Annotated in this window: 12 protein-coding genes; 3 read left to right on the plus strand and 9 right to left on the minus strand. The window is 50.9% G+C overall.

What is annotated here, in order from left to right:
* Window positions 1-557 precede the first annotated feature (557 nt).
* The 6 genes from HY774_25805 to HY774_25830 form a co-directional block, all read right to left on the minus strand.
* On the minus strand, window positions 558-1,193 hold the full coding sequence (locus HY774_25805; GenBank protein MBI4751915.1) for a 4Fe-4S binding protein: 636 nt from the start codon (window positions 1,191-1,193) through the stop codon (window positions 558-560).
* A gap of 105 nt (window positions 1,194-1,298) precedes the next feature.
* Window positions 1,299-3,509: a molybdopterin oxidoreductase family protein gene (locus HY774_25810; GenBank protein ID MBI4751916.1), complete on the minus strand. Its 2,211-nt coding sequence runs from the start codon at window positions 3,507-3,509 to the stop codon at window positions 1,299-1,301.
* Between the two features lie 86 nt (window positions 3,510-3,595).
* Complete coding sequence (locus HY774_25815) at window positions 3,596-4,633, minus strand: MFS transporter (GenBank protein ID MBI4751917.1); 1,038 nt, start codon at window positions 4,631-4,633, stop codon at window positions 3,596-3,598.
* Between the two features lie 192 nt (window positions 4,634-4,825).
* Window positions 4,826-6,223: an ammonia-forming cytochrome c nitrite reductase subunit c552 gene (locus HY774_25820; GenBank protein ID MBI4751918.1), complete on the minus strand. Its 1,398-nt coding sequence runs from the start codon at window positions 6,221-6,223 to the stop codon at window positions 4,826-4,828.
* A 190-nt stretch (window positions 6,224-6,413) separates the two neighbouring features.
* Entirely contained in the window at window positions 6,414-6,887 is a 474-nt protein-coding gene (gene nrfH, locus HY774_25825; GenBank protein MBI4751919.1) for a cytochrome c nitrite reductase small subunit, read from the minus strand.
* A gap of 518 nt (window positions 6,888-7,405) precedes the next feature.
* A complete protein-coding gene (locus tag HY774_25830; GenBank protein MBI4751920.1) occupies window positions 7,406-8,629 on the minus strand; it encodes a VCBS repeat-containing protein in 1,224 nt (407 codons plus the stop codon).
* A gap of 917 nt (window positions 8,630-9,546) precedes the next feature.
* On the opposite strand from HY774_25830, the gene HY774_25835 reads away from it, so the two are divergent.
* Together HY774_25835 and HY774_25840 are read left to right on the plus strand one after the other, a co-directional pair.
* Entirely contained in the window at window positions 9,547-10,077 is a 531-nt protein-coding gene (locus HY774_25835; GenBank protein ID MBI4751921.1) for a putative metal-dependent hydrolase, read from the plus strand.
* 205 nt (window positions 10,078-10,282) lie between these two features.
* Complete coding sequence (locus HY774_25840; GenBank protein ID MBI4751922.1) at window positions 10,283-12,640, plus strand: prolyl oligopeptidase family serine peptidase; 2,358 nt, start codon at window positions 10,283-10,285, stop codon at window positions 12,638-12,640.
* 441 nt (window positions 12,641-13,081) lie between these two features.
* Here the strand turns inward: HY774_25840 and HY774_25845 are convergent, their stop codons facing one another.
* Together HY774_25845 and HY774_25850 are read right to left on the minus strand one after the other, a co-directional pair.
* The gene (locus HY774_25845; protein MBI4751923.1) at window positions 13,082-14,344 is read right to left on the minus strand and encodes an ABC transporter permease; all 1,263 of its coding nucleotides are present in this window, start codon (window positions 14,342-14,344) and stop codon (window positions 13,082-13,084) included.
* A gap of 144 nt (window positions 14,345-14,488) precedes the next feature.
* On the minus strand, window positions 14,489-15,778 hold the full coding sequence (locus tag HY774_25850; protein ID MBI4751924.1) for an ABC transporter permease: 1,290 nt from the start codon (window positions 15,776-15,778) through the stop codon (window positions 14,489-14,491).
* Window positions 15,779-15,954: 176 nt separating this feature from the next.
* Between HY774_25850 and HY774_25855 the strand changes: the two genes are divergently transcribed.
* On the plus strand, window positions 15,955-18,576 hold the full coding sequence (locus HY774_25855; protein ID MBI4751925.1) for a DUF3160 domain-containing protein: 2,622 nt from the start codon (window positions 15,955-15,957) through the stop codon (window positions 18,574-18,576).
* Between the two features lie 43 nt (window positions 18,577-18,619).
* On the opposite strand, the gene HY774_25860 is transcribed toward HY774_25855, so the two are convergent.
* A complete protein-coding gene (locus tag HY774_25860) occupies window positions 18,620-18,913 on the minus strand; it encodes a hypothetical protein (GenBank protein ID MBI4751926.1) in 294 nt (97 codons plus the stop codon).
* Between the last annotated feature and the right edge of the window lie 22 nt (window positions 18,914-18,935).

The raw sequence follows: 18,935 nt of genomic DNA on the forward strand, positions 1-18,935 counted from the left end.
CGCTCATCCGCGACTGCCCTCGCTTGAGTTCTCCTCAGTCTATTTGTCAAAGATCGATGGTCAACTTCTCTTCCAACCCCACCAACTTCTCAATAAACCCGGTTGGATTTTTACAGATTGAGTTCTGCGACACGCTCTAATTATCTTGCGGGACAGCAATCGGAAAATCCTGTCGCCATTGCGGCTGCTCAATTTCGGGCCGGCCATCCGGTGCTGTCGTGAGTGTTTCGATGTCAACTTTCGGCATAAATATCTAACCTTTTTCGAATGAAGAAATTGAGAATACTTTTTCACCTTGTCCCGTGTCCTCGTGTCCACATAAGTGCCAGGATAAGAAACCTCGTGTCCTTTCCGTTGGTATTGAATGACGCCCTTGTCGGGCTTGGGTCTCGTTGTGGGCTGTGACCGTGGGCTTCGCACCACGGCTATTACACGACGACCCTGCGGGCCTGAAATCCTTATCCTGGCGCTTATGCCCCCTTGTCCCCCCTGTCACTTTGTCACCTTGTCACTTTGTCACCTTGTCACTTTGTCACCTTGTCCCCCTGTCATCTGTGTCAAATGCCAATCGCGTCCATCAGCATTTCAAGCGTGAAGCTCTGATCAACCGGTTGTTCATTCATGGCGTCGGTCACATTCAGATGCTGGATTGGATTATCTTTGGGAAACAGCATGTTGACCTTGGTGGTAATCACCTGCTGTCCAAACTGAAAGCGGTTATTGGAAACTGACCGCGGTCGAATCTGTTCGATTTCCTCACGTGTACCGAAAAACAGCGCCTGACTTGGGCATACGGTGGCACACATTGGCTTTTTCCCAACTGATGTCCGGTCGTAACACATATCGCACTTCATCATCAGTTCAAACTCGGTCTTCATTTTCGGGACGCCAAACGGACAGGCCAGAACACAGTTGCTACAGGCAATACACCGGGGCTTGCGTGCGGTTTGAACCACGCCATCTTCGGTTACCTTGATCGCATCAGCCGGACAGACTTCAGCACAGGTCGGCGTGTTGCAGTGCATACACACGACCGGCGTGGTCTGAACCGAGATCGCCCGGTCAACATATTCGAGGTGGATCATCGGGTGTCCTTTGTGGGTATCGCATTCACCACACGCCTGGACGCACGATTGACATCCGATACAGCGATTCGGATCAATGAAAAATTCCATGTGTTCGGGCACTGGCATAGGCAATCCTTGGTTAGGGTTTAGGATTCAGAGGTTTAAACAAAAGGACATAAAGGGCGAACGGGACATAAAGGACAAAAATTCGAAGACCCGGAACCCGGAACCCTAATCCCTGGCTTTAAACACTTTCACCGCACAGACCTTGTATTCCGGGATTTTAGAAATTGGATCCTGGGCGGAAATGGTGAGCTGGTTGGCGCTTTGCCGGCCAGCCCAGTGATAGGGAATAAACACCGTATCAGGCCGAATCGTGGTTACAACGTGGGCTTTGAGTGTGCAATTGCCACGACGTGATTCGACAGTGGTTAAATCACCATTGGCGATGCCCAGTTTTTCGGCCAGCCGGGGGTGCATTTCAACTCGTGGTTCCGGGTATTGATCAACCAGGGGGCCAATTCGTCGGGTTTGCGAGCCAGAAAGAAAATGACTGATTACCCGGCCCGTGGTCAGAATGATTGGATATTCGGTATCAACATCTTCGGTCGGCGGTGTGTACCCAGCGACGACGAACCGGGCTTTCCCGTCTGGGAAGTAAAACGGCCCGGTACCTTTGGCAATCGGATTCCACGAGCCAGGTTCAAAAAGCCGTGGGGTTCCAGGGTGGTCATCGCTCGGACAGGGCCAAAATACCCCGTGCTGACGCTCCACTTTTTCATAGGTAATGCCTGAATAATCCGCCACGCCGCCTTTGGAAGCAATTCTGAGTTCATCCAGCATTTCCTGTGGGCTGGCAAAGGTAAAGCCTTTTTCCGCTCCCATTTGGCGGGCAATATCCTGGATGATGCGCCAGTCCTGGCGGGCTTCGCCCGGTGGGTCAATCACCTTGTTGATTTTGATAACCCGGCCTTCAATTTGAGTGACGATCCCTTCATCTTCTTCATGGAGCGAACCAGGGAGCACGATATCAGCGTGATGCGCCGTTTCATTCAGGAAAAAGTCAATCGCCACATAAAATTCAAGTTTTTCGAGCGCTTTGGTGACAAATGCATTGTCTGGCAGAGAAACCTTGGGGTTGAAACAAAGTGACAGCAAGCCACGGATTTCACCCTTGTCAATTTTGCGAAAAATTTCATAGGCATCAACGCCAGCCTGGGGAAGGTCATCTGGTGAAACGTCCCAGACTTTGGCGATATAGGCGCGATGTTCGGGGTTGCTGATATCACGTCCGCCAGGAAGTTGATCGCATTTCTGGCCGTGCTCGCGTCCTCCCTGGCCATTGCCCTGGCCGGTAATGGTGGCATATCCACAGTTTTCGCGCCCGATTCGGCCTGAAGCCAGCACAATGTTGATGGCACCGAGGACGTTTTGAACACCGTGGCTGTGGTGCTCGATCCCACGGGCATGCATCAGAAAACTGGTTTTGGCGGTGCCCCACCATTCCGCTGCCTGACGAATTGATTTTTCGGCAATCCCGGTGACTTTAGCAGTGAATTTAGGCGTCCATTGTTTGACGTGTTCGGCAACGGCTTCGAACCCAACGGTTGAGTTTTGAATGAAATCGTGGTCAAGCCAGTCATTTTCAATCATTAAATGAAGAATGCCATTAAACAGCGCAATATCCCGACCAGGTTTGATTGGCAGGAACAGGTCGCAAGTTCGGGCAACCGGCGTGATCCGTGGGTCAACCACGATGATTTTGGCGCCGTGTTCGCGGGCCTGCCAGACGTAGTTGGTCGTGATGGGGGCGCATTCGGCCACGTTGGCACCACTGATCCAGACCACATCGGTTTTCAACATATCGGACCACGGATTGGCGGCTCGATCAATCCCAAAAGCTTTTTTATTGCCTGCCCCGGCGCTGACCATACAGAGCCGCCCGTTATAATCAATATTGGCGGTTTTGAGCGCGACACGAGCAAATTTTCCCATCAAGTAGGCTTTTTCAGTCGTCAGGCTGGCACCACTGAGCAGCGCAAAGGCGTCTCGACCGTGAACAGCCTGAATGCGCTTGATTTCGGTTGCCACCCGGTCAATCGCCTCGGCATATGGCATCGGGCTAAACCCCGACGGATGTGATGGATCCCGTTTGAGCGCCGTCACTAACCGATCTGGATGTGCTCCCTGCAAATACCGCTTCACGCCCTTGGGGCATAACATCCCACGGTTGAAGGGAAAGTCTTCCCACGGTTCGAAGCCAATCACCTGATTGTCTTTCACTTTGAGCTGAATCCCACACTGCTGTCCGCAAAAACAACAGTGTGTTTTGACCACTGAATCCGGTTCAATGCCGGTTTCCAGGCGATTTCCTGTACTCCGGGCCAGATGTGGACCAAATGATTCGGTAAGTTGTTCGAGCGTAACAGGGAGTTTAGCCATAAGTCTTCTGTAATATCAGTTTGTAGTCAGTAGTCAGTAGCCAGTAGTTCACTAAGTTTATTTGACTGAATCACTAAAACCAGGGCTCAGCCCTGGTTTTTCCAGACCTGCCCTTGCGCAATGGCCAGCATTCGTCTTCGGCAGGCCGGGCAAATCCATTGATAATGCTCAACTTCCGAGTCAATTTCGTACGTGAACCCCAGTTGCTGCTGAACCTGGATTAAATCCTGGACATGCATTTTTGAGGCGAAGGCTTCACCGCACCGACGACATTGCGCCTGTTCTTCAAGCTGGCCGATTTCTTTGTAAAAGCTGACCCCAAGCTGGGCCGGGCGTTGAAAAATGTGGAAAAATTTACCAAACGGAAGCCAAAGCAAGGTGAAAATAACGGTGATGGCATGCAGTATCGCCAAAAATTCATAGCCATAGCCTTTCATCCACGAATAACTGGCGGTCAGCATCAATCCTGTGACGCTGACTGAAAACAAAAGGATCAGCGGCAGAAAATCTTCACCAAATTGCTGGATGGCCGCCGCGCCGTGGTCACGCATCCGGCGGCGCATGGCGAGCATGACGCCTAAAATCACGGCAAACGAGGCCCACACCAATCCGTGAAAGATCAGGAAACCAAACAAGGAATGGACTGGAAAGGAAAAGGTCGGGAAGCCGAAAACAAAGGTTCGATACCATTCCAGGTTTTCAGGGACGGTTTCAAAATGAATCCACCCAAAAACAAGGGGGAAGGTGATGGCGATTGCCAGCACACATCCCCACATAATGAACCAGTGCGCACCCCAGCGCGCTTTGCCTCGACGAAAAATAAATTGATTGAATGCAAAATCAGAACTGACCTTTTTCACCCAGTGGATGGCATTGTGAATCAGATACTGAGGGCGAAAAAACACCTGCCAGCCGCGTTTCCAATACATGGCGGTCGGCGGGCGTTGCAGCCACATCGAATACCGGTAGGTCAACCCGAAGGTCGCAAACAGAACGGCAAACGTGTAGCCAACCAGCGCGGCATCAAAATGGGTCAGGTTCCGCGAACCAACCACAATCATCCCTGTCAACAACAGTGTGACGACAACTCCCCAGGCAATGGCTTTCAGTTTTTCAGGTTTCATACTGATTTAGGGTTCAGGGTTCAGGGTTCGGGGTTCAGGGTTCGGGGTTCGGGGTTCGGGGTTCGGGGTTCGGGGTTCGGGGTTCGGGGTTCGTTCGGGGTTCTTCGAATTGAGTATCTTTTCGTGATCGTTGTTCTTTTGCTTGTTTCCCCGAAACCCAGTTTTCAAACCCTGAACCCTGAACCCTGAACCCTATTTCGTTGCTTGTGCCGTTTGGGTTGTTGGCGGTGTTGGCGGTGTCAGTGCTTTCGGATCGCGGACGGCCAACTGTCCTTTGCGCAAGAAATTAATGGATTCGCCCAAAATCCGGGCGGCTTCCTGTGGGGCGTGGAATCCGGTCGAGTTTTCAGCTTCGACAAAATCCAGGTAGAACTGTCCCCGGCGTTGGAAATCCTGAGCCAGGGCCAGATCGGCATCAGTCTTGCCAGCAGCTTTGGCCGCTTTGATGTCGTTAATGAGATCCATTAAGGCATCCATCGCCAGGTTTCTGAGTTGATAGGTTCGTTCCTGAATCGTCTCAACCCGAGCTTTTAATTCAGCTTCCGGCCATTTGTGACACGTCTGGCAGGCATTATTGATATTGAGCAATGGACTGCGGACGTGGTGGTCGCTGATTTTCATGGCGCCGACCCGTTTGTACGGCATATGGCAGTCAGCACAGGAAACACCGGATCTGGCGTGAATGCCCTGATTCCACAATTCAAACTCTGGATGCTGGGCTTTCAAGGTCAGAGCGCCGGTATCGGCGTGCGTCCAGTCCTTAAATTTGGCTTCGTCATAATAGGCGAGAATATTTTCAACCTTGAGACCTTTGGCCCATGGATAGACCAGCCGTTTTTCCGGTCCTTTAAAGTAATACTCAACGTGGCATTGACCGCAGACAAAGGTTCGCATTTCCTGACGGGTGGCCATTTTGTTCACGTCATAGTTTTGAATTCCTTGTGACGCTTTGTAAGCAGCGATTCCTTCCATAAACCCTGGACGGGTGACGCGAAGCTGCATTGTTTGCGAATCGTGGCAGTCAATACAGGCAACCGGATGCTTAAATTCCTTCCGGGCTTCCGTGTAGGGCATCTGGTTCATGATCTCAAAGCCTTTGGTTAAATCTCCTTTGCCCAGCCGTTTGTAAGGAACATACACCGAGGCATGGCATTGAGCGCAGGTACCTGGTTGTTTCACAACTTGCTGGCGTTCGGTAAAGCTTTGATCATCAAGCATATAGGCGTGACCGCGTTCTTCGCGAAAGTCTTTGGAAAACGCATAACCAGCCCACATGGCTTTGAGTCGTGGATCTTCTTCGAGTTTTGACTGAGCGACAATCGAGCGCGGGTCAACCTGGGTGGGTGTTTTTGGAATGGCTTCGCTGCCCCCAAATCGCGTCCGTTCCTGGTCCACCGTCTTTTTATAATCGTCATATTGGAGCGGAAAATTCTTGCCCCAAATGGCTGGATCTTCGGTTTCGTCAGTGAGTGGAACCACGGTGAAAAACGGGTTTCTGGCTTCCTGCTTCCGCTCAAAGATGTTGACCAGCAGCGCCGTCAGCCCAATCGTGACCAGGGCGGTTACAATAACTGTCCCCAGGATGAGCATGCCTCTGTTTTTTGAAAGAAGTGTTTTTGGCGTTTGTGGTGTGTGTGTGTGTTCAGCCATATGTTTACTCAGGGTTCAGGGTTTGGGGTTCAGGGTTCGGGGTTCAGGGTTCAGGGTTTTTGAATTTTTGTCCTTTTCGTCTCTTTCGTCCTTTATGTCCTTTTTGATTTTGCTTTCCCGGAACCCGAAGTCAGTGCAGGTGTCCGACGTTGCGATGACACTGCAGGCAATCTAATTGATTTTGTGGAAGTCCGTGCGGCTCAATTGCTTCCACAATGCTGGTGTGGCATTTTCGGCAGGCATTTTCGGTAATTTCACGGTTATGCGGCTTAATTTGAATCGGTTCGTGAAACCAACCGGTGGTAAAGCCAAATGAATGCCAGAATCCATTTGACGCTTTGTTGGCATATTTGGCCACAAAACCGGATGGAGTGTGACAATCATTGCAGGTCGCGGCGTTGCGATGGCTGGATTTCACCCAGCCGTCAAACTGTTCCTGCATGATATGACAGTTGGCACAGGCGTTCGGATCGTTGGTCAAATAGGAATAGCCCTTGGCGTAAATAAAAGTATAAGAGCCGAGCCCTGTCGCCAGTCCAAGAATGACGCTGATCACAATCAGCTTGGTTTTGGTGAGCCTGGTTAGTCGGGTCGTGAATTTCATAAGCACCTATCTGTACCAATGTGGTTTTCCGTTTTCGGTTAAGATGGGATCACTTCCAGGTCACTGTCTCAATTTCGAGGTCAGTCAACGGATTGAATGCTTTGGGGGTATATGCTACGGACTGAAGATGAGAATTCGCATACCGTTTTTCCTTTGCCTGGAGATTTTTTACAGAGCTTGCTGGGAATTGATTTTCCTGTCTGCAATCACTGTTCCAAAGCTGATTTTTCCCCAAAACAGGCTTTAAAGTTGCTTGCTGGATGCAACTTTAAGGAAGAATTCAGGAAAAATTCCCAGCCCGTCAAGGGTAGTGTGGATTTATTCGCGCCCAAAAGCTGAAAACTGCTCACTGCTGGAACTCAGATTTTCAAAGCAGGAAATCACATCGGCCTGATCAACTCTTTCCGCTTCAAAAGGGGAGTCTATAAACACTTGAGCCCCAGGGCTGTGACATAAGTCATTTTCCCTGGGGCTTTGCAGGATGGAGAAAAGGGGACATTTATCTTTTGGACAGAACTCTACACATTCAACACCACTGTGACTTGCTGTGGCTGGCGGTTGAAAACAATCAAATCCGTCTGATGGTTGCCATCAATATTTCCCGTCACGACCTGGAGCGGATTGTTTCCAGCCGTCAGTTTGAGTTTCTGCTGGAGTGGTTTTGACGCACTCCCAAACAAAATCACAATTTTCGAAGCGCGATTTCCAAACGGAGACACCACCACATCCGTGATTCCATCTCCGTTAAAATCTCCTGAATTTACATACAGTTGGCCACTTTGTACTTTTTTTCCCGAGAGGACAGTTTGGGCTTCGGCAAACGACCCATTTCCAGTCCCAGCCAGGAACATCACGCCGTTGGTTGTCCCAACGACCAGGTCCGGTATTCCATCCTGATTAAAATTTCCGGCAGCGATGGTCGCGGGTGAGTTTCCGATGTTTTCAATGGTTGTCTGGTCAAAAACAAGGGTTCTGGCTGCCGGTTGAATCGTGGTGTTGATGAGCAAGGAAACATCATTGGATCCGGCATTGGCGGTGGCAATGTCTGGATGCTGGTCGCCGTTGATGTCGGCAATGACCAGCGAACGTGACCCGCGTCCAACTGCAATCCGTTGGGGGTTCTGAAATCCACCATCTCCGTTTCCCAGGAGAATCGCAACGTTGCTGCCGGCCCCAAACCCAGCTTCAAGCACAACCAGATCCAGTTTTTGGTCCTGGTTGAAATCTGCAGTTCCCAACCCAACTGGAAAACTGTCGAGTTCCACGCCATTGAGAAATGGAAATATCCCCTCACCGTTACTGGCGTGGATTGCCAGAAACAGGGTCGTGGTATAGGTCACGGCATAATCGTCTTTCCCATCCCCGGTAAAATCCCCAATCGCCAGCGACGTGGCATCGGCCATGGTCCGAAACTCGCTTTCAAGCACAAACCCGCCTTTGCCATCACCAAACCTCACTGACCAAAAATCAACCTGATGGCCATCATCGGCGCCGCTTCCAACCAGAAGCACATCCGGGTGATGATCGCCGTTAAAGTCTCCGACGCCGGCCAGACTCGGTAACCCCTGGACGCCGATGGCAATCCGGGTGGCTTTGTCATCGGCATCGGTCAGGAGGAAATATCCATTGATTGGGTTGAAACATAAAACCACCGTCACCATCAAAAAAACCACGACGGCCAGCTTCCACCGGAAAAAACGCGTACGCTGGATAGATTTGGAAAATTCATGGACTGAAATCATGGTGCTCTCTTCCTTGCTTCTTTTGGTTCTGGCGGTTTCCGGTGATCGAGGAGGGTGTCATCCTATCTGATTTCAACGCGGGAGTTGTTAGGGCAAAGCAAAAAGAACGTTAAGAATGTTAAATGTCAAATTAGTCAGTCGTCAGTCGTCAGTAATGCCAGTTAAGAGTTGAAAAAATTGTTCGTTGAAAACAAAGGGCTTATCAAAATCTCAAATTTCAGACGTTCAATCTGCTGTCTGTAAGTTGTTGATTTTGAAATCTCAATTTCAACCCTTCATTCGCATCAGTGGGGAATGACCCGAATTCCCAGGGCTCGAAGACTCGCCCTGGGCTACGAGCCGGCACCCAGTTCCTGGGCTAAGAACCAAAACGGCTTCAACTCTTAACTGGCATCAGTAGTTCACGAAGAGATCGTGGGGAAATCCAGTGGTTTAACCTGCGAAACACATGCCAGCCAATGGCCCAAGTGGAGTTTTGGAAGTCTCATGTGCATCAAGGGAAGGATTTGAGGCCCGAAGGGTCGTTGTTTAATAGCCGTGGTGCGAAGCCCACGGTTATAACCAGATCAAGGTCCCAGCCCGCCACGGGCGTCGTAAAATGATCAAAACCACAGGCTATTTTCCTTATCCTGGTGCGCCTGCAGGACAGATTAAGGTTTGGATTGAGCATCCTGAGGTTGCTGTGTTGAGTAAGCCGCTTCCACTGGTTGCCTTGCTGGTTGGGGCTGGATTATGTTGCGCCGTTTCATGCCAGGCCGCTCACAAAATTGAAAAGAACCTCTACCTGTTATACCATTTTGGAATGAAGCGGTCGTATCAGAAAACAGTCAAGCTATTCATTCAAATAAACTTAGTGAACTACTGACTACTGACTACTGACTACTGACTACAAACTGGTATTATTTCGGAGACACCTTATGACCGACCTTCGCTATCCGGTGGGAAAATTCCCGTTTGAACGCAACGATTACTCTGACGCCGACCGGGAGGCTGCGATAGAAGACATTGCCAGCCTGCCGCAAAAGCTCCGCGACGCTGTGGCGGGTTTAACTGATGAGCAGCTTGATACGCCCTATCGCCCTGACGGCTGGACAATCCGGCAGGTGATCCATCACGTGGCTGATAGTCATGTCAACAGCTACATCCGATTCAAACTCGCGCTCACCGAACATGAGCCGACGATCAAGCCTTATGCCGAAGCACTCTGGGCCGAGTTTCCAGATGGGAAAAGCTTCCCGGTGGAAATTTCACTCCAACTGCTCGACGCACTGCATGCGCGACTGGTCAACCTGCTGAAAACCCGATCCCCCGAAGACTTTGACCGAACCCTGCTGCATCCTGAAATGGGCCCGTTGAACCTTCATAAAATGACGGCTTTGTATGGCTGGCACAGCCGCCACCATCTGGCACATATCACTTCGCTCAAAGAACGCCTGGGCTGGCAGTAGGAAGGATGAAGGATGAAATATGAAGATCTATAGCCCTTCATATTTCATCCTTCATCCTTCATAATTCCAGTCTCCGTCGCACACATTTCAGATTGTCCATTTCATAGAATTCACTACAAGAAGAGAGGGAAAGCCATTGCGTTTTGAAAACAACACACCGTATCGTCATCTTCGCCAATGGTTGGGGTTCGGACTGGCCGGCTTGATGTTGCTTCCGCTGACACCAGTCCCAGCCTTTGCGCAAAAGGAAAAGGAAACTGCCTCCAAACCAGCCTTTGCATTGACGATTGACAACATCATGCGCGGACCGGAACTGGTGGGAACGACACCAACCCAGGTTCGCTGGTCGCGTGACAGCCAGAATGTCTATTTCAGTTGGAAAGAACCTGGTGAACCGCGAGAAAAAGACCCGGATACCTTTGTGGTCAATCGGGATGGAAGCAATCTGCAACGAATGAGCGAAGTTGATGTCAAAAATGCACCGCCCATCACGGCAGACCTTTCGAAGAATAAAGAGTTTTCTGTTTTTGATCGCTATGGCGACCTGTTCCTCTACAACCACCTCAATGGCCGGTCAACACAATTGACCAAAACCACTGAACCTGAATCAAATCCACACTTTACGGTTGATCAAAAGCACATTTTCTTTACCCGGGACGGCAATCTCTTTTTGCTTTCGCTTGAAAGTGGCACCCTCCAGCAGCTTTCGAATTTTCGTTCCAGGCCCGGTCCCGATGAAAAGGAAAAAGGGACGGACAGCCAGGAATTTCTGAAGCAGGAAGAAAAAACGCTGCTGGAAATAGTCCGGCAACGAGCCAAAAAACGTGAAGAACGCGAAGCCAAAGCCAAAGAACGGCTTCCGCTCAAGCCGTTTACCATTCCAGGCAATCTTTCACTGCAAAGCCTCGAACTCACTCCAGACCAAAAATACATCCTGGCGAGTTTTACCGAAGAACCTTCGCGGTCCAAAATTGCCAATGTTCCATTTTTTGTAACCGAGTCGGCTTATACGGAGCTGGCGCCAACCCGGAACAATGTCGGCGACCTTCAAACCCGCTACAAAATGGCCGTGGTGACACTGGCCACTGGCGATGTGAAGTTTGTCGAGCACGGTTTAAAAACCACCAAAAAGCCAAAACCCGAAGCCGGAAAAGAGCCTGCCGGTGAACCGCAAACCATTGATCGTGATGTGTATTACGGTTCTGTATTTTGGTCCGAAGATGGATCAAAAGCTGCGTTGCAATTGCGGGCGTTTGACAACAAAGACCAGTGGGTGACGACGCTGGACCCGGCAACCGCCAAAATCAATATTCTCCACACAATCCACGACGATGCCTGGGTGGATGGCCCAGGAGTATCAACCCTTGGCTGGCTCCCTGACAATCAGAACTTGTACTTTGAATGGGAACGCGACGGTTATGCCCATCTCTACACGATTCCAGCCGCTGGCGGACAACCCAAACAATTGACCAGCGGCCAGTTTGAAGTGGATAACGTCCAGATTTCGGAAGACAAAACTAGGTGGTATTTCACTTCAAATGAAGTTCATCCTGGGGAAATCCATTTTTATTCGATGCCGCTCGAAGGTGGCACCCGGACCAAACTTTCCACTCTGCCTGGATCAAATCTGGCATCGGTTTCACCAGACGGCACGATGCTGGCGCTGATTCGGTCCTATACCAACCGCCCACCGGAAGTATATCTCCAACCAAATCAGGCTGGCGCTGAAGCCAAACAAGTGACCACTTCGCCAACGGCTGAATGGCTTGCCTATCCCTGGATTGATCCACCGATTGTAACATTTCAAGCCCGGGACCGAGCCACGGTGTATGCCCGTTTGTACAAACCGAAAACCGCCGTCAAAGGTGGCCCGGCAGTGATTTTCGTCCACGGGGCCGGGTATTTGCAGAACGCCCACAAATACTGGTCATATTACTATCGTGAATTTATGTTCCATCATTTGTTGATGGAAAAAGGATACACGGTACTTGATGTTGATTATCGTGCCTCGGCTGGGTACGGACGTGACTGGCGCACCGGCATCTATCGGCATATGGGTGGAAAAGACCTTGATGATCAGGTGGATGCGGCCCGCTGGCTTGTTTCTGCCCACGGCGTGGATGCCAAGCGAATCGGTATCTATGGCGGAAGTTACGGCGGATTTATTACGTTGATGGCACTCTTTACCCAGCCGGACGTGTTTGCCTCAGGTGCGGCGTTGCGTCCGGTGACGGACTGGGCGCATTACAATCACGAATACACGTCAAACATTCTCAATTCACCCCAGGATGACCCCGAAGCCTATCGCCGGAGTTCTCCGATTTACTTCGCTGAAGGCTTGAAAGGACATTTGCTCATTTGCCATGGCATGGTGGATCTGAATGTGCATTTTCAGGATTCGGTCCGACTCGCCCAACGGCTGATCGAATTGCGGAAAGAAAACTGGGAACTGGCTGTCTACCCGGTCGAAGACCACAGCTTTGTCGAAAGCACAAGCTGGGCTGACGAATACAAACGGATTTTGAAGCTTTTTGAACAGACGTTGAAACCAGCCAGGAAGTGAAAACTTTAGGCTGAAAGGATTGCTTTCACGTGTCGGTTTTTGGTTTTGCACCGCGAAGCGTTGCGGTTCGGATAGCCGGTCGGTTGGCCGCTTTGGGCCTACCACCGGACCTAAAGGCCACCTCCTTGTCACTCCCCGCTTCGCCCGCGCCCCGCTGGGGCGCGGGCGAAGCGGGGAGAAATGGAGAGAACGAACCTTTTCCCGGTGGTAGCTCCCAAAACCTCGCAACCAACCGGCTATCCGAACTGCAGCCTTTCAGGATGCTCAATCCAATTGTCAATCTGTCCTTCCCCCTGGAAGGAAATTAAAAACCTACGCGTGAAAGCCGAGGGCTTGGGGCTGAAGAAAACGGGCTGCAGACATTGGGTTAAAGAACTGGTTTTATTTCATCCTTCATCCTTCATCCCTCATCCCTTCGATTGCCCTGAGCCCTGGTTCGGTTCACATATTTCGAATTGCCACCACCGGGTCCATTTTGGCGGCTCGAACTGCCGGGTACATTCCGGCAATCAGTCCCACCGTGGCCGAAGTTCCAAATCCAGCCAGAATCGCCCAAAGTGGAACCGCCACCGGAAAGCTGATTACCAGACGAATGATCAAGGCAATACCAAGCCCAACCACAATTCCGATGATGCCGCCAAACGTCGTCAAAATCACCGATTCAATCAAAAATTGAGTCAAAATATCTCGTTTGCGAGCGCCAATCGCACGCCGAACGCCAATTTCGGCTGTTCGTTCAGTGACTGAAACCAGCATGATATTCATCACGCCGACGCCTCCGACCAGAAGTCCGGCCAGTGCAACCGGCACCACGATCAAGGCCAGCCCGGCTAAAATTTGATTGACGGCATCAAAGACCTGTTCGGCCCGATTGACGCCGAAATTGTTTGGGGCTTCGGTGGAGACTTTCCGGCGGATGCGAAGGGTTGCGGTGACATGGTCAGTAACTTCGTCAACTTTGCCAGTCGGGGCCCGAACCACAATCACGACGCCTTCGATATTCGGGTATTGTTTGGCAACCGTTTCAAATGGCGCGTAGACGATTCGTTCGTCGAGTTCGTCGCTGCCAATCACTCCCTGACCTGCCGCCGAGGCCAGCACACCGATGACCCGATACAGGCTACCGTCAATTTTCACTTCTTCACCTATCGGATCCAGGGTATCAAACAACTGGCGGGCAATCCCTGAGCCAATCACCACCACCTGTGACCGGTTTCGACGCTCGGTCTCAGTAAAAAAGCGTCCATTTTCAATATTGACTGAAACCAGATCCGGGAAATTATCCCACACACCCAACACCAGCGGGTTGATTGCTTCGCGGCCACGGGCAGTCATAGTGGGCTTATCCGCTGTCGGTCCGTAACTCCCGCGAATTTTCTGTGGTGAAACACCCAGCGGAGAATCCAACGCCACTACGGCCAGAGCATCCTCATAGGTCAAGTCTTTGCGCTGGCGTTCTTCCGGCGTTGGGGAGCGAAATGAAGGGCCAATTTTTTCTTCTTTGGTGAAATAAATCACATTTGGCGCGCTGCGTTCGCTAATGGCGGCAATTCGAGCCGAAAGCCCGGTCAACACCGCACCAACCATCACCACGACCGTCACACCAATGATGACGCCCAGCAGTGTCAAGGCTGACCGCAGTTTATTGGCCCGCAACGATTCCAGAACCGTAATGAAAATGTCTTTTAGAAGTTGGTGACGCATGTTCGGGGTTCGGGGTTCGGGGTTCGGGGTTCGGGGTTCGGGGTTCGGGGTTCGGGGTTCGGGGTTCGGGGTTCGGGGTTCGGGGTTCGGGGGGGCAGAATTTCGAAGACCCTGAACCCTGAACCCCGAACCCTGACTCCTAACTCACTCTGTTCTCAAAGCTTCAATCGGGTCAAGTTTGGCAGCTCTCCGAGCGGGAACAACGCCGAAGACAATACCGACCAGCAGGGATTGCGCCAGCGAAGCGCCCAGCGCCCAGAGCGGAAGTCGAAGCGGTAACGCCGTGAGTTTGACAACCGTCCAGATTAAACCAGCCGCCAACCCAATTCCGACAACTCCTCCAAAGCTGGTCAGCAGCACTGATTCAGTTAAAAACTGGATCAGAATATCTTTCTTACTGGCACCAAGCGCCATGCGAATACCGATTTCGCGGGTTCGTTCGGTGACAGAAGCCAGCATCATGTTCATCACCACGATTCCACCAACCACAAGGGCAATGGTAGTGAGTGGATATAAAACAGCGGCGACAATCCCGGTGATTTGGCCGGCAAAGGCTTCGATACTTTTCGCGGTTGTAACGCTAAAGTCATTTTCTTCAGAGGGTTGAAGCCGCCGCACCTGACGCATGCCAAATTCGACCTGTTCGACCAGTTCAGCAGTTGAGAGTTCATATTCCGGCTTCGCTTTGGCAAGGATGGCAATCGAACGCGAACGCGCACCAAAAGCTTTGGCGTACGTTCCCAGCGGCACCTGAACAAATCCATCCTGTGAAGCTCCGATTGACGACCCACGTGGAGCATAGACGCCAACCACTTCATATTGATTGGTGCCAAGTTTGATCAGCTTGCCGACGGGAATGTCAGTTGGGAACAGATACTCAGCCACGTCCGAGCCAATGACACACACTGCCCGCCGATATTGATCATCAAGCGGTGTTAATTCACGGCCCCATTGCAATTTCAAAGCACTGAGTGCCGTGATATTTGGTGTAACCCCTTGAAACACAATGCCATCCAGTGACCGATTCCCGTTTTGAACCGGCAGTGAAGCATCCACCTGACCACCGATGTCGAGGCGTTTTCCTAACCGTTCGCGGAGCCGGGATAACTGTTCGATGGTGATATCAGGACGTTTGGCGCGGGCTTCGACAAATGCCTGGCCGTCACCTTGAAAGTCTTGAAAAGCAGCTTTCTCAATTCGAACAATCCCTGGCCCCAATCCAGCCGCCGTGTCGGCAATAAATCGTTGCGCGCCTTCCAGCAAAGCAGCCACCAGCGTGACAACCGCGATTCCAATCACGACCCCAATAATGGTCAATCCTGAACGAAGGCGATTGGAAAGCACCGCATCGAGAGCAATTCGCAACCCTTCAACCCAGCTTTGAAAAAGCCGGAGTTGTGAGCGAATCAGTTTGGTTTGTGAAAGTCGGTTCATTCAAATGAGCGCACGCTTGAAAGTTGGGGGCAACAGATTTTTACGCTTGTTGATCGGGGCTCGTGCTATGCTTGGGATTCTGTTTCTACCGCTCTTTCTCGATCAGGTCGAGGGAGTTTCGCTTATTTCTTCCTTTCGTGGACATCGGCGAATTCTATTCAACTGGAGGTAATTCTATGACAGATAAGATTTTATTTGTTCAATCGCCTGAAGAACTCATTGGGCTGAAAGGTGAACTGGCTGAAGCCCAGGAACACATCGGGCAAATCACAGTCGAGGAGTTTCAAACCCAATTTGACCGCAGCCACACATTTTTGGATCACATTTCCTGGAACATTGGGCAGGTTAATCTTGGAAAAGGCTACCTCGCGCCTGAAAAGGCTTTAGAAAAGCCAAATTATGCCGGTTTTGCCGGGCGATTGCCGTTAACCACTCACGAACAAACTCAGGTGCGAAAGAACGGCTTTGTGATCACAAGTCGTTTACAATCAGATAGTTTTGGGCAACTCTATTACAAAATTTATTCTGAAGACTTACCTGTGTTTATCACTTCGGATTCGATTTTGCACGCCTGGCACCGGTCGTTTGATCGCATTTTGACGGACATTGAAGCCAATGGATTGTCGTGGATGCTCCGTGAAATTTGTGACGGAATGCTGGCTCAAATCTCACATGCCAAAGCTGAATATGGCAGCGGAATTTTGGGTGAAAGCCTCAATGATGCCGAGTATTTTCTATCGGTGGCAAAGGCACTGGTTGAAGGCGATGGGTTTATCCCACTTGGAACTGGAAACTGGATTTTTCCTGATCTGAATGAGCGATGGGAAATCCTTCGAGAGAATGATCCAGAGCGAGGTGAATTCTGTGAATTTTCGGGGAACTATTTGTGCTATACCCTTCAATCAAAAACGGATCCGTCAATCAAATACCATTTAACCCGTGAAGAAAATTCGGTCATCTATTACTCCGAATGCAAACTGACGGTTGAAAACATTCTGTATTATGCCAGCAGACCTGACATTGAAGATTCTGCTGAGGGTGAAGGGCAGAGATTCTTTTCAATCATTCGGAAATTCCTCGATCTTGGTATCTTAACCCCAGATCAAGTACCAGCCGCATTTTTGGAAAAACCTGCCTGTTCACCACGGGTAACCTCGACACTGGCAGCCATCAAAGGTGAACAATCACAGCAATTTGAGCTTTTTGGAAAGTCTCGAACTGTTGATTTTTCACAATTCAAACCACGTGGCAAATATACTGAAACCATTGATTTACAAAACTATTTTCGAGCCATGATGTGGTGTGGGCAGATTGATTTACGGGTGGCGGAAAACCCGGAAGACTGCTCGCTCCGTGAACTTGGGGTGGCCCTGGTTTTATACGACCTGCTGCAGCGGTCTGGAAAATATGAAACCTGGCAGCATTTTGACCGACTGTTGACTGAATTGATTGGACCGGCGGATTCGATGAATTTTGATGACCTCAAGTTCTTGTTTTCAATGGCTGGAATGACCTCAATCTCAAACATCACGGATGAGTCACAACTTCAACGCCTCCAAACAATGATTGATGAAGGTTTGCTTGGCGTTCAACAGATTGCCGGTGAATCATTTGAATCTCCCGTTGGACCAGAGCGGAAGATACTCCCCCGGTCATTTTGTCTTTTCGGGCAACGATTTAACCTTGACGGCTGGGCCCTGGGGCAGTGTACCTTTGACCGAATCGAATGGAACGGCCAGAAAGTCCCCCGGCGGATCCCATCCTGCCTGGATATCGCTTTTTCAGTACTGGGAAATGATGACACGGTGCCATTTTTAGTGGACCGGATTCAAACATCTGACGGTGTTCCGTTTCGGGATGGATTGCCCTATCAGCATCAGTTGGCGGCGCTCCGAAAAGTTATTGATGAGCAGCCCGAACGTGCGTGGAATTCAAGCATTTATGCCCTCTGGCTGGCGACCTTGCGGGAATTATCCAAACCAACCACCAGCCCGGAATACCCGGAGGTTTTTCGCACCCACGCCTGGGCGATGAAAACGCTCAACACACAACTGGCTTCGTGGACACAACTCAAACACGACACGCTGCTCTATGCCAAACAGCCGTACACAGGGCACATTGGATGTTCGTTCCCGGCGGGGTATGTCGAGCCAGTGCCGGCCTTTTGGGAGCGTTTTCAAACGATGGTCAATCAGTTCCGCACGCTTCTTGAGAGAACAAAATTCATACAGCCAGCGGTGACACCCGTAGATATTGAAATCATTGAGACTGATGAGGATACAGAGGTCCGTCATCACCCCCGACCAGAAATTTCAGTCAGATGGATTGAATTTCTCACTCGCTTTTCCGACACGCTCAACACACTCAAAGAAATTGCCTGCAAACAACTCAATCACGACGCCCTTTCGGCTGAAGAAATCCGATTTTTACGGGACGTGGCCGAGGTCAATGAAGGGTCAGGTCGGGCCGAATATCGCGGGTGGTATCCAAAATTGTTTTATCCCGGGCCGTGGCTGTGTGCCAGGGAAGATTATGTCATTGCCGATGTCCACACCGCCGGGCCGGATGCGCGGTTAGGCGATCCGGGAGGTGTGCTCCATCAGGCGATTGGCCCGGTCAACTTGATGGTGGTTGGCGTTGAATCAACGGACGGCACGATTCTCTATGGCGGACCTGTGTTTAGCCATTATGAGTTCCGGTCAACCGGAACCCAACGTCTCACCAAAGCTGAATGGACACAATGCGTTGAAAACAACCAGCTTCCGACAGTTCCGGAATGGATGCAAGCGTTGGAGTGAAGAAAATATTAGTGATTAGTGGTTAGTGGTTGGTGGTTAGTGGTTAGTGGTTAGTACAAGTCCCCATAAATGGGGGATGGAATTTTGGTGATTCCGAATTGGCTTTCGCCCGGATGGGCGCCGGACAATAGCCGGTGGTTTGCCGCTTTGGGCATACCACCGGAGTGTCGGTCTGGAGTGGTTCGCGCCCGGATGGGCGCTGGAAGCTGGTTCGGGTCCCGGTTTTCGTGGAATTTTCGGCTTCTGGCTCACGACTCCTGTTCCAGCGCCCATCCGGGCGCAAACCCGTGATGGCGGCTCTGTCCGGTGGCCGCGTGTCCAAAGCGACACTTGCCACCGGCTATTTTCCACCGCCCATC

The organism is Acidobacteriota bacterium (assembly GCA_016208495.1).
In the GTDB taxonomy this organism is placed as follows: domain Bacteria; phylum Acidobacteriota; class Blastocatellia; order Chloracidobacteriales; family Chloracidobacteriaceae; genus JACQXX01.

What these genes read in the sequence shown, in the direction of transcription:
- HY774_25805 (MBI4751915.1), bottom strand. Translation starts at nt 1,193, where the DNA reads ATGCCAGTGCCCGAACACATGGAATTTTTCATTGATCCGAATCGCTGT.
- HY774_25810 (MBI4751916.1), bottom strand. Translation starts at nt 3,509, where the DNA reads ATGGCTAAACTCCCTGTTACGCTCGAACAACTTACCGAATCATTTGGT.
- HY774_25815 (MBI4751917.1), bottom strand. Translation starts at nt 4,633, where the DNA reads ATGAAACCTGAAAAACTGAAAGCCATTGCCTGGGGAGTTGTCGTCACA.
- HY774_25820 (MBI4751918.1), bottom strand. Translation starts at nt 6,223, where the DNA reads ATGCTCATCCTGGGGACAGTTATTGTAACCGCCCTGGTCACGATTGGG.
- nrfH (MBI4751919.1), bottom strand. Translation starts at nt 6,887, where the DNA reads ATGAAATTCACGACCCGACTAACCAGGCTCACCAAAACCAAGCTGATT.
- HY774_25830 (MBI4751920.1), bottom strand. Translation starts at nt 8,629, where the DNA reads ATGATTTCAGTCCATGAATTTTCCAAATCTATCCAGCGTACGCGTTTT.
- HY774_25835 (MBI4751921.1), top strand. Translation starts at nt 9,547, where the DNA reads ATGACCGACCTTCGCTATCCGGTGGGAAAATTCCCGTTTGAACGCAAC.
- HY774_25840 (MBI4751922.1), top strand. Translation starts at nt 10,283, where the DNA reads ATGTTGCTTCCGCTGACACCAGTCCCAGCCTTTGCGCAAAAGGAAAAG.
- HY774_25845 (MBI4751923.1), bottom strand. Translation starts at nt 14,344, where the DNA reads ATGCGTCACCAACTTCTAAAAGACATTTTCATTACGGTTCTGGAATCG.
- HY774_25850 (MBI4751924.1), bottom strand. Translation starts at nt 15,778, where the DNA reads ATGAACCGACTTTCACAAACCAAACTGATTCGCTCACAACTCCGGCTT.
- HY774_25855 (MBI4751925.1), top strand. Translation starts at nt 15,955, where the DNA reads ATGACAGATAAGATTTTATTTGTTCAATCGCCTGAAGAACTCATTGGG.